Origin of the sequence: Flavivirga spongiicola (assembly GCF_030540825.1) — a bacterium.
Taxonomy (GTDB): domain Bacteria; phylum Bacteroidota; class Bacteroidia; order Flavobacteriales; family Flavobacteriaceae; genus Flavivirga; species Flavivirga spongiicola.
This window is the reverse complement of the sequence record NZ_JAUOEO010000001.1, coordinates 2843484-2860002: the sequence shown is the minus strand read 5'-3', so window position 1 is coordinate 2860002 and position 16519 is coordinate 2843484. Positions and strand designations below refer to the sequence as shown.

General features: G+C 34.1%; 9 protein-coding genes. 7 read left to right on the top strand and 2 right to left on the bottom strand.

Annotated features, from left to right (window positions below):
• Nucleotides 1-6: 6 nt before the first annotated feature.
• From Q4Q47_RS11450 to Q4Q47_RS11420, 7 genes are all read left to right on the top strand, one after another.
• Nucleotides 7-1446, top strand: a complete 1440-nt coding sequence (locus tag Q4Q47_RS11450; RefSeq protein WP_303306791.1) for a Gfo/Idh/MocA family protein — start codon at nt 7-9, stop codon at nt 1444-1446.
• A gap of 15 nt (nt 1447-1461) precedes the next feature.
• Nucleotides 1462-1851, top strand: coding sequence for a transmembrane 220 family protein (locus Q4Q47_RS11445; protein WP_303306790.1), 390 nt, complete (start codon nt 1462-1464; stop codon nt 1849-1851).
• A gap of 101 nt (nt 1852-1952) precedes the next feature.
• Nucleotides 1953-4769 (top strand): TonB-dependent receptor, encoded by a 2817-nt coding sequence (locus Q4Q47_RS11440; protein WP_303306789.1) that lies wholly within the window; start codon nt 1953-1955, stop codon nt 4767-4769.
• Nucleotides 4770-5024: 255 nt separating this feature from the next.
• Nucleotides 5025-6053, top strand: coding sequence for a LacI family DNA-binding transcriptional regulator (locus Q4Q47_RS11435; protein WP_303306788.1), 1029 nt, complete (start codon nt 5025-5027; stop codon nt 6051-6053).
• A gap of 7 nt (nt 6054-6060) precedes the next feature.
• Nucleotides 6061-7572: a xylulokinase gene (locus Q4Q47_RS11430; RefSeq protein WP_303306787.1), complete on the top strand. Its 1512-nt coding sequence runs from the start codon at nt 6061-6063 to the stop codon at nt 7570-7572.
• On the top strand, nt 7569-8879 hold the full coding sequence (xylA, locus tag Q4Q47_RS11425; protein WP_303306786.1) for a xylose isomerase: 1311 nt from the start codon (nt 7569-7571) through the stop codon (nt 8877-8879). Before Q4Q47_RS11430 ends, xylA begins: the two co-directional genes overlap by 4 nt.
• Before the next feature lie 34 nt (nt 8880-8913).
• Nucleotides 8914-12276 carry a ThuA domain-containing protein gene (locus tag Q4Q47_RS11420; RefSeq protein WP_303306785.1) on the top strand — a complete coding sequence of 1121 codons (3363 nt, stop codon included), beginning with the start codon at nt 8914-8916 and terminating at the stop codon, nt 12274-12276.
• A 114-nt stretch (nt 12277-12390) separates the two neighbouring features.
• On the opposite strand, the gene Q4Q47_RS11415 is transcribed toward Q4Q47_RS11420, so the two are convergent.
• Together Q4Q47_RS11415 and Q4Q47_RS11410 are read right to left on the bottom strand one after the other, a co-directional pair.
• Nucleotides 12391-14346, bottom strand: a complete 1956-nt coding sequence (locus tag Q4Q47_RS11415; protein WP_303306784.1) for an auracyanin family protein — start codon at nt 14344-14346, stop codon at nt 12391-12393.
• A gap of 2 nt (nt 14347-14348) precedes the next feature.
• Entirely contained in the window at nt 14349-16241 is a 1893-nt protein-coding gene (locus tag Q4Q47_RS11410) for a 3-keto-disaccharide hydrolase (protein ID WP_303306783.1), read from the bottom strand.
• Between the last annotated feature and the right edge of the window lie 278 nt (nt 16242-16519).

Genomic DNA, 16519 nt, shown 5'->3' with positions numbered 1-16519 from the left:
TAAAAAATGAAAACAAATCGTAAAACAAACAACAGAAGGTCTTTTATTAAGAAAGCTGCTTTAACATCCTTAGGAATTTCTATTATTCCTAGACATGTTATGGGTCAAGGATTTATTCCCCCAAGTGACAAACTAAATATAGCTATTATAGGTGGTGGTGGTAAAGGTTATTCTGATGCAGTAAACACGTGGAATAATGGCGCTTCTAATATTGCAGCTATTTGTGATGTGGATTGGAATCAGTCAAAAAGATTGATGGATAAATTTCCTAATGCTTTAAAATATCGCGACTATCGCAAGTTGTTTGATGATATAAAAGATATAGATGCTGTTACAGTTTCTACACCGGATCATACTCACGCTGTAATAGCCATGGCTGCCATAAAATCAAACAAACATGTATATGTACAAAAACCACTGACTCATAGTATACACGAAGCCAGAATGCTTACAGAAGCAGCTAATCAATATAAAGTAGTTACTCAAATGGGTAATCAAGGTGCTTCTGGAAATGGTGTTAAACAAATGATCAAATGGTTTGATGAAGGTAAAATTGGTACGGTAAAGAAAGTTCATGTTTGGACGAATCGGCCTGTTTGGCCTCAAGGCATTGAGACACCTGTAGATAAGCCAGCATTGTTGGACGGTTTGGACTGGGATACCTGGGTAGGACCTGCAAAAATGGTCGACTACCATCCGTTATACCATCCGTTTAAATGGCGTGGCTGGTGGAATTTTGGTACAGGAGCTTTGGGAGACATGGGATGTCACTTAATGGACCCTCCTTTTAGAGTATTAGGATTAGGCTACCCTACCGAAGTTGAAAGCAGTGTAGGTGCTATTTTTAAAAAAGATTGGACACCTGAGTATTTACCTGAATCTTGCCCACCTTCTTCAAGAACACAATTAAAGTTTCCTGCCTCAGCTAAAAATGCATCAGAAATTACATTAACTTGGTCTGATGGTGGCCTAAGACCATTTCATCCAGACTTGGTCCCTGCAGATCATCCTATTGGGGATAACGACAGTGCTAATGGTGTCATCATGATTGGAGAAAAAGGCATCATGACCTGTGGCACTTACGGAAGATCTCCTAAAATTTATTTTAATAATGGCGAACTCTTAACTTTTAAAGATACGGAAGAAAATAAACTACCAGAAAACGGGCATCATACCTCTTGGGTTGAAGCTTGTAAAGATGGTTTCGGTAAAACGAAACATAAAGCATTAACGTCTTCATTTAATTACGCAGGTCCTTTAACCGAGAGTGTTTTAATGGGCAATCTTGCTATTAGAAGTTATAATTTAAGAAAACCCAAAGGAAATAGGTTTGAATACCCTGGACGTAAAAAGTTATTATGGGATGGCAACAATATGAAGATCACAAATTTTGATGAAGCCAACCAGTTTGTAAAAAGAGCCTATCGCAAAGGTTGGACTTTATAACGTACCAATAAACCAATGAAGTCTAATCAACCATTAAGTAAACAGAAAAAAATTATTAATTTTATTCTATGTGCCCTCTTCATCATTTTTGCTCTTTTACAATTAAATGATCCTGATGGTATTTTATGGTTTTCTATTTATTTTATTGTGGCAATCACGTGTCTATACAATAGTTTTAAACCTATTTCTAGACCATTTTTAATTCTAATACTTATCGCTTTATTAGCCTATGCTGCATTTCATTTCTCATTATTTATTGATTATTTAAAAACAGAAGATAAAGAAGAAATTTTTGGCGAAATGGTTTACGATAAACCTTATTTAGAAGGTACTAGAGAATTTATAGGGCTATTAATAGCAGCTTTAGGCATCATGTATCAAATAAAGATTAGAAAAAGGCAGTAATTAATCGATACTATTGAATTATCTCTATTTTTTTTATGATTCAAGCCTTACTGTTTTTCAAAGAAAAATAAAAACTTAAAATCTGTTTTTCAAATTAAAATATGAATAAAATTATAATACGTTTTATGCTTACAATAACAAGCATGTTTTGTAATTCTGTTTTTTCTCAAAATAATATTAGCGGAGAAGTAAAAGATAGACATGGCAATGCTTTAGAAGGTGCAAATATAATTTTAAGCTCTTCAAATTATCAAAGTACAACTAACACTGAGGGATTTTTTAAAATTGAAAATATCACCTCTAACAACTATAAAATAACAATATCACATTTAGGGTACAAAACAATTGAGCAAACTATTGAATTAAAAGGAAAAGACATAACACTTTCTTTTGTTTTAGAAGATGATTTGCTAAGCTTACAAACCATAGTAGTTACAGGCACTTTTGATTCTAGAATGCAATTAGAATCTAGCACCTCTGTAAGTATCCTAAATTCAAAATCAATTCAACAAAATTATCCGCAAGGAACTGCTAGCTTACTTCAAAACATTCCTGGCACATTTACAGATGCATCTGCTGGCGAAGTTTATACAAAAGTATATACACGAGGTATTTCAGCTTCTGCTGAAGATGATACGGGTTGGTATTATGTGTCTCTTCAAGAAGATGGACTTCCTGTTAGTCTCGTTCAACATTCATATTATAGTCCAGATCTTTTTCATCGTTTAGATTTAACCACACAAAAAGTAGAAGCACTAAGAGGTGGAAGCTCTTCTATTACAGCACTCAATGCGCCTGGAGGTATCTATAATTTTATATCGAAAGGTATTAGAAACGAATTTGGTGGTGACATTCAATTAACAAACGGTTTTCAAGGAGAAGGAAATTCTCTACACAAAATAGACGCTAATATTGGTGGTCCTTTAGGCAATAATTGGTTTTTTAATGCAGGTGGACATTATAGGCATGATGATGGTGCTCGAAATACAGATTTCCCATTCAGTAAAGGCGGTCAATTCAAATTTAATGTCATAAAAAAGAATGCTAATGGGTATCTGAAATTTTATGGTAAAGTATTAAACGATAAAACAAATAGATATACTGGTGTTGCTGCTGTAAACTGGAACAACCCTACTCCTGCTTTTGGGCAAGATTTCGGGTCAACCTCGCTATTAATGCCTAGTTTTAATGCTAATATTCCTGATGGGAGAAACCTCACTCAAGGCGCATCAAACAGCTTTGATCCTTCACAAGGAGTTCACGCAAAAGATTTAGCCTTCGGGTTTGATATATATCAAGATTTAGGTAATAATTGGTTATTAAAAAATAACATAAAATTCTCTACTAAAGATGCCAATTGGCAAACTTCAATAAGCAATGCATTTGTTTCTTTAAATAACCCACTAGCCTATTTTATTAGTGGCGCTGGTTTCCCAATTGGTCAGGTTGTTTTTAAAGATGCACAATCAGGCATAGAGCTTGCACGTCTTAACAACGCAGGAATTTTAGCAGGACAACCTATAGAATATTTAACTAGTAATGCATTACCCAATGATGCCATTATGGGAACTTCTGCTTGGTACAAAGAAAACAAAGCAGATGAATTGATGAATCAATTTACATTACAAAAAAAATTAGAAAACCATAATATTACAACAGGTTTTGCTTTAGGGTTTTCTGATACATCTTTATTCACTCAAGGGAGTTTTGCTTTTGTAACATACGAGCCTAACCCAAGGCTACTTCAAGTAACACTTGAGAATCCAGGAGATCCAGTAATTCAACTATCCGACTCCAATGGTATTAGTAATTATGGTGGCTTATTTTTTGTAAATTCCAGAGCGAAAGTAAGTCAAATATCAACTTTTATTAATGATAGATGGAAAGTTTCTGATGCTATTCATTTAGATTTAGGATTACGTTACGAGACCATTAAGCATAAAGGCAGTAAAGATCGTTTTGCTCCGTTTACACAAGATGGAGGTTTAGATGGGAATAATAATACAGCTTATGATAATGGCATTTTAGCTCCAACAGGTGAAAAAGATAATTTCAATTACAATTATAGCTACTTATCTTTTTCAGGAGGTATTAATTATAAAATTGATGATGATGGCGCTTTATTTGCTAGGTTTTCTCAAGGAAATAAGGCTCCAGAATTAAATTATTATTTCAATAACTTCTCTAATGTACCCATTAACAAAAAAGGAGAAATACAAAAAATAAATCAGGCAGAAATAGGTGTTAAGTATAATCTTAAAAACTTCTCTTTTACAAGTACACTATTTTGGAGTCAGCTTAAAGATATTGGTATTGCAAATTTTGAATTTGATTCTAGTGATAATAGTATTTTTTATACCCCAATACAGTTTAACACTTCAAGAACTATAGGCTTAGAGTGGGAAAGTGTTTATTCGCCGGTTCAAAATTTCATCCTTCGTTTTAACGGAATCATTCAAAATCCAAAAGCCACTGAATGGAAAGTTTATGATGCAGCAGGTTCGGTTGATACAAGTGATGACAGTATTATAGATTATTCAGGAAATATATTACCATTTAACCCTAAGTTAATGTTTAATCTTAGTAATGAATATCAAAAAGATAAAATTTCAGCATTTATTAAGTGGCAATTTATGGGCAAACGCGATGGCAACGTTTCTAATGGTTTTAAGCTTCCCGCTTATAGTATCTTTAACGTTGGTGCCGGGTACCAAATAACCAAACAATTATCAGCAGACCTATTGGTAACAAATCTTTTTAATTCAGAAGGGTTAGCCAACTTTTTTGGTGCTAATAGTTTTGGTGCTAATGCAAATGGAGCTACACCAGATTTTATAGCAGCCAATCCAGATACTAGTTTTGTGGTTTTTCCTGTTTTGCGTAGAAGAGCCTTATTAAAATTAAATTATAGCTTTTAGTATATATATTAGATAAAATAAGCATCTATAAAATCTTAAAAAGCCTGTTGAGTTTTTACCTTTTCAGGCTTTAATATTTAAAAACGACTCGTGCGAAATCGTTTTCCCGTTAATAACTTTTTGATTTACAGCCACTTTTCAGTAGATCGCCTCTGTTTTTGCACAAGTTTTTAAATTAGATTTGTAGACCTTGTTTTATCTCGAATGTTATTATCAAGATTAAGGTAAAAGAAATAACTTAAAATAAGCTTAAACATGAAACCGAAAACAACTATGAAAAGCATCGCTGAAGAGCTTGGTGTTTCTGTTTCTACGGTTTCAAAAGCATTAAAAGACAATCCGAGAATAAGCAAAGAAACTCGAGAAAAAATACAAGCTTTTTCTAAATTACTTAACTACCAACCCGATGCACGCGCCATAAATCTGCGTAAAAATGTTTCTAAAGTTATTGGGGTTGTTATTCCAGAAATAACAAATCATTTCTTTACAACAGTTATTAAAGGCATTGATTATATGACAAAAAAACGAGGCTATCAAGTAATGATTTGTTTGTCTAATGAATCCTATATAGAAGAAGTAAAGAACATAAAACTTCTAACTTCAGGCAGTGTAGATGGGTTATTAATTTCTATTTCTTCGGGCACACAAAAAAAGGGAAATTACGACCACCTATTTAACATAAAAAACAATCAATTACCTATGGTTTTATTTGATAGAACTGAAGATTTTATAGCCTGTGATATGGTAAAAGCTGATGATGTAGGTGGGGCTTATAATGCCACAAAAACGTTAATTAAATCTGGCTGTAAACGTATTGCTCTAATTAACTTTAAACCTTATATCAATATTGGAAAAGAACGCAGAATGGGTTATTGCATGGCACTAGACGAGTTTGGCATCAAAGAAAATAATTCATTACTTTTTGAAGTCGATGAAGAAAAAGATCTTTTTAAACAAATTGAAAAGGTCTATAATTTAAACCCGCTCCCAGATGCCATTTTTGCTGTTAAAGAAGATTTCGCAGCCGTTGCTATAAAATTGGCCTTAAAAAAGGGTTTAAAAATACCCAAAGATATTTCATTAATAAGTTTTGTAAATGGTTTAATTTCTGAATACTCATCGCCTTCTATAACAGCTGTTATTCAACATGGCTATAATATGGGGAAAATGGCGGCAGAATTATTAATCGATAGAATTGAAAACAAAACCTCGGAAAAACCTTATGAAACTAAAGTCATTGCAACACGTTTAAAACATCGAGATTCAACAAAAAAAGCAAACTAATTTAGCTATGTATTTACTGGGATTAGATATTGGTTCTTCATCTATCAAAGCAAGCTTATTACAAGCTTCAGACGGTGTCGTAATTGCGCAAAATTTCGAACCTAAAGACGAAATGAATATTATTGCTCATCACAATGGTTGGGCTGAACAAGATCCAGAACTTTGGTGGAACTATGTAAAATCAATAGTTCCTAAATTAATAGAAGATGTACAAATTGATAAGTCGCTTATAACTGCTATAGGAATTTCTTATCAAATGCATGGTCTCGTTTTAGTCGATAAAAACAAACAAGCTCTTAGACCATCAATTATTTGGTGTGATAGTCGTGCATCAGAAATTGGTAAAGAAGCTTTTAATACTTTAGGACATAATTATTGCTTAGAAAATCTTTTAAATTCTCCAGGTAATTTTACCGCATCAAAACTAAAATGGGTTAAAGATAATGAGTCTGAAATTTTTGAACGCATATATAAAATAATGCTTCCAGGTGATTTTATTGCTATGAAATTAACAGATAAAATCACTACTACTGTAAGTGGCTTATCTGAAGGTGTTTTTTGGAATTTTAAAGAAGATAAAATCTCGCAGACACTTTTAAGCCATTATGGTCTAGAAGACACATTAATTCCAGAAATTCATGATACTTTTAGTTCGCATGGAACAATTACTAACGAAGTTGCAAATCAATTAGGACTTCCCGTTGATATTCCTGTTTCTTACAAGTCTGGAGATCAACCTAACAACGCCTTATCTTTAAATGTATTGAAGCCTGGTGAAATTGCGGCAACTGCAGGGACCTCTGGTGTTATTTATGGAGTTGTTGACGATATAAAACCCGATTTACAATCACGTGTTAATGTATTTGCTCATGTTAATCATAAGGTTGAGCAACCACGATATGGCGTATTAGCCTGCATTAATGGCACAGGAATATTAAATGCGTGGCTTCGGAAAAATATAACCAACGGATTAAGTTATTCTGAAATGAATGAATTAGCAACAACTGTGGATATAGGATCAAATGGGTTGCAAGTGTTTCCTTTTGGGAATGGTGCAGAACGAATTTTAGAAGATGCAAATATTGGTTGCACATGGAAACATCTTAATTTTAACATACACAAAAAAGCTCATTTATTACGCGCAGCGCAAGAAGGTATTGTCTTTTCTTTTCAATATGGAATTAACATAATGAAATCCATGGGATTAAAATTAGATGTTATTAAAGCAGGAAATAGTAATATGTTTCAAAGTAGCATTTTTAAAGAAACTTTGGCTACTCTATCTGGAGCACAAATAGAGATATATGATACAGATGGTGCCATTGGCGCAGCTATAGGTAGTGGTATTGGTGCTGGGATTTATAAATCTTCAGACGAAGCTTTTAGCCGTTTTCAAAAATTAGAAACAATTCAACCAAATAAGAAAATGCAATCTAAATTAAAAGATGCCTATCAAAATTGGGAAAAAGAATTACAAAAAAATAAAATAATCTATAACCAAAAAAACATATCAAAGTGAGCGCATATTTTCCAAAAATTAATAAAATTAAATTTGAAGGAAGACATTCTAAAAATCCTCTTTCTTTCAAATGGTATGATGAAAACCAAGTCATTAATGGCAAAACAATGAAAGCCCATTTAAAGTTTGCTGTTTCTTATTGGCATACCTTCTGTGGCGAAGGAGGAGATCCTTTTGGTCCAGGAACAAAAATATTTCCTTGGGATACAACTAATAATGACCCTTTAACCGTTGCAAAACATAAAATGGATGCTGCTTTTGAATTTATTGATAAACTTAGCATTCCTTATTATTGCTTTCATGACACTGATTTAGTAGGCGATGGAAGTGTTTTTGAAATTGAAAAGCGTTTACACAAAATAGTACCCTATGCCCAAAACAAGCAAGCAGAATATGGTATTAAATTGCTTTGGGGTACGGCAAATGTATTTTCTAATCCTCGATACATGAATGGTGCTGCAACAAATCCAGATTTCAATGTATTAACTAAGGCTTCGGTACAAGTCAAAAACGCTATTGATGCCACTATAGCACTCGGAGGTTCTGGCTATGTATTTTGGGGAGGCAGAGAAGGTTATATGTCGTTGCTTAATACCAACATGAAAAAAGAAATAGAACACTTAGCTATGTTCTTAACCAAATCAAGAGATTATGCCAGAATTCAAGGTTTTAAAGGCACATTTTTTATTGAACCCAAACCCATGGAACCTACCAAACATCAATATGATTTTGATGCAGCTACCGTACTAGGCTTTCTTAATAAATATGATTTGAATAATGACTTTAAATTAAACTTAGAAGTTAACCATGCAACATTAGCAGGACATTCTTTTGCACATGAACTGCAGGTGGCATCTGATGCTAATATGTTAGGAAGTATTGATGCTAATAAAGGCGATTATCAAAATGGTTGGGATACTGATGAGTTTCCTACCAATATATATGAAGTTACAGAAGCGATGATGATAATATTGCAAAACAATGGATTTGAGCACGGTGGTATTAATTTCGATGCTAAAACAAGACGAAATTCTACAGACATGGAAGATTTATTTATCGCACATATTAGTGGTATGGATACATTTGCAAGAGCCCTTGTAACTGCAGAAAAAATACTCTCTGATTCTGTATATCTAGATATGAAGAAAAAAAGATATGATTCGTTTAACTCTGGACCAGGTAAAGATTTTGAACAAGGCAAACTCAGTTTGCTAGACCTAAATATGCTAGCTTCAAAGCATGGGGAACCAGAATTGAAAAGCGGCAAACAAGAATTATTAGAGCAATTAATAAACAGCTACATATAACAACAAGTATTTAATTAAACTTAATTTTTTTAAAATGAAACCTAAATTAATAAAACCCCTTTTGATTCTAATCGTAACTATTATGTTGGGATCATGTAGTAGAAAGGAGAAAAGAATACTTGTTTTTAGTAAAACTGAGGGGTTCAGACATGGTTCTATAGAAACTGGAATAAATGCATTAATAAAACTAGGTGAAGAAAATGATTTTAAAGTCGTTGCTACTGAAGACTCTACTTATTTTGTAGAAGATTCATTAAAACAGTTTTCTGCAGTAGTTTTCTTAAATACAACAGGCAATATTTTAAATTACGAACAGCAAGCCGATTTTGAACGCTATATACAAGCAGGCGGTGGCTTTGTAGGCATACATGCTGCTACCGACACCGAATATGAATGGCCTTGGTACAACAAACTTGTAGGTGCTTATTTTGAAGGGCATCCAAGAATACAAGAGGCAACACTTAATGTGGTAGATAAAAACCACAAATCAACCATGAACCTTGAAGATACTTGGGTAAAAAAAGATGAGTGGTACAATTTTAAAAACATCAATCCAGATATTAACGTACTAATTACTATAGACGAAACCACTTATGAAGGTGGAACTAATGGAGAAAACCATCCAATCTCTTGGTATCATAATTTTGATGGAGGTCGTGCTTTTTACACAGAAATGGGACATACCAATGATACATATACAAATCCTTTATTTTTAAATCATTTATTAGGAGGTATTATATATGCTATTGGTAAAAATAATTTAGATTATAGAAAAGCAACATCAGATCGTGTACCACCAGAAAATCGTTTTGTTAAACAAGTTTTAGATCTTAACCTTAATGAGCCTATGGAGTTGGATGAATTACCTGAAGAAGGTATTTTATTTATTGAGCGCCGTGGTGCATTAAAATTATTTGATTTTAAAACAGAACAGACCGAAACCATTGCTCAGATAGATTTGTTTTATGGAAATGAGGATGGATTACTTGGTTTAGCAGTAGACCCAAACTACAAAAGGAATCATTGGATTTATTTGTTTTATTCAGCTCCTGGAGATGAACCATTGCAATATGTATCTCGCTTTGATCTGATTGACAAAACATTAATTCTTGATTCTGAAAAAATACTCCTCAAAATTCCTACTATAAGGGAATGCTGTCATAGTGGTGGCGCCTTAGAATTTGGTCCAGATGGAAACTTATTCATTACTTCAGGGGATAACACAAACCCTTTTGAATCCTCTGGCTATACTCCTATTGATGAGCGCCCAGAACGCGCATTATGGGATGCCCAAAAATCAGCTGCAAATACAAATGATTTAAGAGGAAAGATATTAAGAATTAAGCCTGAAAAAGATGGCACCTACTCTATTCCTAAGGGAAATTTGTTTCCTGAAGGCACACCAAACACCAAACCTGAAATTTACGTCATGGGTTGTAGAAATCCTTTTAGACCGTCTATTGATAGTGAAACAGGATATCTCTATTGGGGCGATGTTGGTCCAGATGCAGGAACAGAAAATCCAAACAGAGGGCCCAAAGGCATGGGTGAGTTTGACCAAGCAAGAAAAGCAGGGTTTTGGGGCTGGCCATATACTAGAGGAAATAATCAAGTATATAACGATTATAATTTTATAACTCAAGAATCGGGAGCAAAATTTGATCCCAATAATTTAGTCAATGATTCCCCAAACAATACAGGTTTAAAAGAACTGCCTGACGCACAAGAATCATTAATCTGGTATTCTTATGATAAATCAGAAGAATTTTCGTGGCTGGGAGTTGGTGGTGTAAACCCAATGGCAGGACCAATTTTTCATGCTTCAAATCATCCCAATGCAAAAGACAATAGTTTTCCTAAATATTTTGAAGGAAAACTTATTGTATATGAATGGATGAGAGATTGGGTTTATGTAGTTACACTTGATGAGAATCATAATTATAAAAAAGCAGAACCGTTTATGCCCAATACCGAATTCTCGCATCCTATGGACATGATTTTTGGGAAGGATGGTACTTTGTATGTTTTAGAATATGGTCAAAAATGGAATTCTCAAAACTTAGATGCCCGCTTAAACCGAATATCTTATATAAAAGGAAACAGAAAACCCATAGCAAAAATCATTAACGATAAAGAGGTTGGTTCAACACCATTGACTGTTCAGTTCTCAGCATCAGAATCCTTAGATTATGATAACGATAAGCTAACTTACAAGTGGTCTTTTACTAATGATGAAGTACAATCAACAGAAGTAAACCCTTCATTTACCTTTAATGAATCCGGGACTTATACTGTAAGTTTAACAGTGACTGATCAAAAAGGAGAAACGAATACTACGGAAACTAAGCTTTTGGTAGGTAACGACCCGCCAGAACTAACCATCCAAATAGACCCTGAAAACACATCCTTTTGGGATTATAAAAAAGTAAACTACACGGTAACTGTAACAGATAAACAAGATGGTAGCACTACAGATGGTTCTATTGATACCAATAAAATAAAAGTCACTTTAGATTATATTCCTGAAGGAAACGATTTAATAAAGGCCACTTTAGGGCATCAGCAAAACACAGTCCCAGAAGGCAGAAAACTTATAGATGGAAGCGATTGCAAAGCCTGTCATGCCGAAAAAGAAAAGGTAAATGGACCTAGTTATATCGAGATTGCAGAAAAATACACATCCGATGATGCTGGTTATTTAATCAGTAAAGTTATAAAAGGAGGTACTGGTGTATGGGGAGAAACTATGATGTCTGCTCACCCACAATTAAACCAGGGTGAAGTTGAAAAAATGATTAAATACATATTATCACTAAAGCCAGATAACACTCCTGCAAAAAAGCAATTGCCAATAAAGGGCTCTATAACATTTGATAAACATATAGGGAGTAAAAATGAAGGCATGTATGTCTTAATGGCTTCTTATTTAGACAATGGCAACGAAGACCAACCAGAATCTAAGCTATCTACTAGGGAGCAAATTATTTTTAAAACACCTAAAATTGAAGCTGAAGATGCTATTGAGAAAAGTAATGGCCTTGGAAGTTGGAGTGCTGATGGACAAAACCTCGTAGGTTCTATTGTTCATAATTCATATTTAAAATTTGACACGCTACCTTTAAACGGTTTAGAAAGTATAAAACTATCTGCGTTTTTTGCAGGCAACTATGCTTATGAAGGTGATGTTGAAATTAGAGAAGGATCGCCTAACGGAAATCTTATTGGTAAAACCCACTTAAAGTATTTCAACAAAGATAAAGGCCTCATGAAGTATTATAAAATACCTGTAAATCCAAAAACTGATAAGGCTTCACTATACCTTGTATTTAAAAATGAGACCGATAAAGAACAATATATCGCAAATATGAATTGGATATTATTGAATTATAAACGCTAGTCGTTATTATAAATCAAAAAAGGGTGTCAATTAAAATTGACACCCTTTTTTATTGAAAAATATTAGTTACGTGTAAAAATTTTGAAATCTAGTGAAGACCCTATTTTTAAACCATCACTTCAAAGAATTAATCCAAGCTGCTATTTTAAGAGCCTCTACCTTTGGAACCTGAGGCATTGGTGCCATAGGTGTTGCGTACTCTGGCCAGTTTTTAGGCTGTGGATTATAAATAAGTTTCACCATTTCCTCATCAGTATAATTACGTTTTGCAATTAATTTAAAAGAAGGCCCGACGAGTCTTTTTTCCTTATGGTGACATGCCACACAGGTATTATTAGTTAAAAGAGGTTGTACTTGCGCATCAGTTAAAACAGTTTTCCTTTTTTTGGTTGCTGCAGTTTTGCTAACTCTAGGTTTTTTAACCACTTTCTTTTTAATACTAGATGATCGTTTTGTTGAAAGCTGAGATAATTCTAGCCTGTCACCTTCTGCTATATTATTTAATGTATAGTAAAATGTTGGGTGTAAAGTTAACTGACCAGATTCTTTTTCCTTAACACCTGGCAAGGTCATTTCGTGCACATAAAATGGTCTTAAATTATCTGTTACAATACGAACCTTGTAACCATCTTCACTAACTTTAACACCTTTTAAATTAATAGTTTCCAAATTTGCTTGTGGGCTACCATAAGCAGCATGATATTTATATATATAACTTTTGCCTTTGTAAGAATCCAAATCTTCAGCAGAACTTTTATCAACAGGCTTTGTGAACTCTATCTCAAAACCATCAGGCATCGATTTTACTGTTTTCATTTCAAAAGGAACGCGACCTGTCCATGTAAGGTATTCTAAACCAGAATTTGTAGTTCCAGCCGATCCCCAACCTCTATTGGTTTCCCCAACAAAAAGGTTTCCGCTTTTGTCAAAATCCATACGCATCACACCAGACTGAAAGCCCGATCTAAAATCGAAAGCAACGCCTTGATATTCTCCTTTTACTTTTTCAAGAACCACACGCATTATTTTACTCTGCCCCATATCACCTATTAATACTTGTCCGCTGAATGGTCCAAATTTACCTTCAGTTTTATCTACTTTCACTTCCGAATTTGAGATTCCTAAAATTCCATGTGGTAAAACTACAGCTGGCAATTGCATTTCTGGAAAAGATTCTTTTGCTTCATAAACAAAATCTGGATCTTCCTCATCAATAATATTTTCAGGCTTTACGTAGCGTCCATTTTTTTTAACTTGACGCATATCTATTTTAGCATAAAATTCCGCTTCAGTAAGTTTTATAGGAGAATCTTTATGTCCACTCCATTTAAGTCCAGCAGGGTGTGCAGTAACCACTCCTTTAGGCAAATGCCATAACCCTCCAGAACCAACCCAATCTCCTTGGTTATCAGTATAGAACAATTCTCCATCAATAAGGCCATAACCAGCAGGAGAACGCATTCCTGTTGCCCAAGGTTCCATACGTCCGTCTTCATAAATTTTCATCGTCCATCCTCGCCATGGCACACGACTTTCTCCTCGCCACCATTCTTCACTTCCAAAAGCGACATTGGCAGTTACAAAAAATGCATCATCTGGAGCTAAAACGGGCCCAAAAGAATATTCGTGATAGTGTGTTGATAATGGCCATGCATAAATGGTTTGATAAACATCAGCAATTCTATCTCCATCTGTATCTACAAGCTTAGTAAGCTCTCCTCGCTGAGCTGTATATAATGCCCCATCTCGATAGGCTAACCCTAATGGTTCGTGCAGCCCTGAAGCAAACTTTATAAATTTAGATGGGGTGCCATTACCCATGGTTGGGTTTTCAATAATCCAAACATCGCCACGTCTGGTACAAACGGCTATACTTCCATCAGGAAGCGACAATACGCCTCCACCTTCAACTTTAATACCTTCGGGAGTAGGCACTTTAGTTATACGATAATAATCTTCCTCTTTAGGAGTATTTTGAGCGATTATAATTTGAGTAAAACCAATAACAACCAGTATGATTACGATTTTAATACTATTATTAACTTTATTATGAATTATTTTGTTCATCATGTCTACCAAATTATTTCATATTTAATTTTACTACCATCAACAGGAATTATCAATTCTGTTTCTCCATTAACTTCTCGTACTACTGGTGTCTGACCCGTTAATACCTTTACATAATATTGCTGCTCTTCTACAAGATAAGAGCCGTCAGTCATTTTTTTCACTTTGCCAGAAGCTAATTTGCAAAACCAGTTTGTTAATCCAGATTTTGAAAATTGAATATCATTGACAACATAATTATTGTTGCTATCTAATGTTATCCTATTTTCAATATCAACATCTTTATATCGATATTTAAACACTGGTAACTCAGAAGCTTTATCAATTGTATAACCTTTAGGAACGAAATCCGGAGCTATTCCTGTATCTGGAAAAGCTTCATTCAAACTTGAAAGTTGAGCTATAGGCTGGTTTAAAAAAGTCCATTGTACAGCTCCTTTTGGTTTAAACGATCCATCCCCTCTACTATGCCACATGGGTGTTGCATCAACAAAATCGCCACGCCAAACTCCAACAAGGTTTCCTGCTCCTAAATCGTAAACATAGTTTACGCCTTCAGGTGTGCCTACACCTATGGTGTGCGATAGGCGTTTTCCATCTCCATTAAAACTCACAAAAGCTCTTAACAAGCGTGGTTTAGAATCTGGTTGAACAAAAATTGGAGATACCGTGTTTATGTTTGGAGGGTAAGAATCGTAGGTATGAAAATCTTTCGAATTTGTCGATTTACTCTTAATTGATAGTCCTAACCGTGGCGCTCTCCAACCAGCAGATTTAATATTGATTAGAAGAAACTTATGTTCTCCTTTTGTTAATTTCATATCTCCTTTTAATAACCCTTGTCCGCTCGAAGAATTATCTTCTACAATTTTTTTGTTATCAACAATTAATTTAACACCTCCTGTGTAACCAACATTAATAGTGTAAGTATCTTCCTCTCCAATACTTAAATTCCCTATATACATGATGCCATATTCATCTTCTTCGCCGGTACTAAGAACATCAATATTATTAGCCTTACCAGACGATACTTTAGCTCGATCATTTAATTCGTCTAATCCTTTAAAAGCTCCTTTGTAAGTAACGTATGAAAGCGATGCTAGTGATACCGAAGATTCTTTTAGTAATTGGTATTTAAAATTCCTAATTGCAACTGGCCCATGGTTTCCTTGAATTAACAAAGGTCCTTTTGCTACTTCGTTCTTTTCAATTGGACCGCCGGTATATGTTGAAACCTCAACATTACTATGAATTCGAACACCATTTAAATCTACTGAAATAAATTTGGCATTTGAAATTTTTTCACCAGCCTCATTAAAACGTGGTGCTTGAAAATGTACTTTATATTTTTGCCATAATCCAGGAGCTTTTGATGCATTACTAGTTGGTGGAATGCCTCTAAAAATTTTATCTTCATCTGTTTCCCAATTATTATGAAATCCACCCATATCAGAACCTAAGGGATTTTTAACACCCCAACTATCTTTTAACTGCAATTCATATCTGCCTTGAAAATAAATACCAGAATTTGATCCTTTTGGAAGTAATACTTCTAACTCCAATAGTAAATCTCCATGTTCCCAATTGGTAACTAGGGCATCATTTTTTTCTTTATCATTTATATTTAAAAGAATGCCATTCCCAGGAGTTGACTCAATTGCTTTAAACGGCTCTACAGCATTCCTTTTTTTCTTCCCTCTTCTCCTTTTCTTTTTTGAATCGCGTTCTTCTTCTTGCTTACGATGCACATCAATATGCCTATTTACCTTTACATCGCCTACAATTTGCCAATTTCCAGCCTGTACTTTAAAGTCGTTTAAATTGTCAAGTTCTACTTGTTCTTGAGCAGATAAGTAAAACCCAAAAAGAACAGCAATTATTAAAAGTTTGGTTTTCATAAATTACATCTAGTTAAATCATCTAATTTAGTTATTTATCTAAATATTAATGTTCAGTATTATTCACTGAAAAAAATTGCACTAAATTATAAACAAAAAGTCTGAGGTTTTAAATCTCAGACTTTTTGTTTACAGACGGAAAGTTTTTTTAATTTACTCTACAATAAATTCACCTTTCATGATAGCATAATGCCCTGGAAAACCAGATAAAAAATCGTATCGAAAACCTGTCTGCCGACAGGCAGGCAAATAAATTTTCGACAAAAAAAGCTTCTCGA

What these genes read in the sequence shown, in the direction of transcription:
- Q4Q47_RS11450 (WP_303306791.1), top strand. Translation starts at nt 7, where the DNA reads ATGAAAACAAATCGTAAAACAAACAACAGAAGGTCTTTTATTAAGAAA.
- Q4Q47_RS11445 (WP_303306790.1), top strand. Translation starts at nt 1,462, where the DNA reads ATGAAGTCTAATCAACCATTAAGTAAACAGAAAAAAATTATTAATTTT.
- Q4Q47_RS11440 (WP_303306789.1), top strand. Translation starts at nt 1,953, where the DNA reads ATGAATAAAATTATAATACGTTTTATGCTTACAATAACAAGCATGTTT.
- Q4Q47_RS11435 (WP_303306788.1), top strand. Translation starts at nt 5,025, where the DNA reads ATGAAACCGAAAACAACTATGAAAAGCATCGCTGAAGAGCTTGGTGTT.
- Q4Q47_RS11430 (WP_303306787.1), top strand. Translation starts at nt 6,061, where the DNA reads ATGTATTTACTGGGATTAGATATTGGTTCTTCATCTATCAAAGCAAGC.
- Q4Q47_RS11420 (WP_303306785.1), top strand. Translation starts at nt 8,914, where the DNA reads ATGAAACCTAAATTAATAAAACCCCTTTTGATTCTAATCGTAACTATT.
- Q4Q47_RS11415 (WP_303306784.1), bottom strand. Translation starts at nt 14,346, where the DNA reads ATGATGAACAAAATAATTCATAATAAAGTTAATAATAGTATTAAAATC.
- Q4Q47_RS11410 (WP_303306783.1), bottom strand. Translation starts at nt 16,241, where the DNA reads ATGAAAACCAAACTTTTAATAATTGCTGTTCTTTTTGGGTTTTACTTA.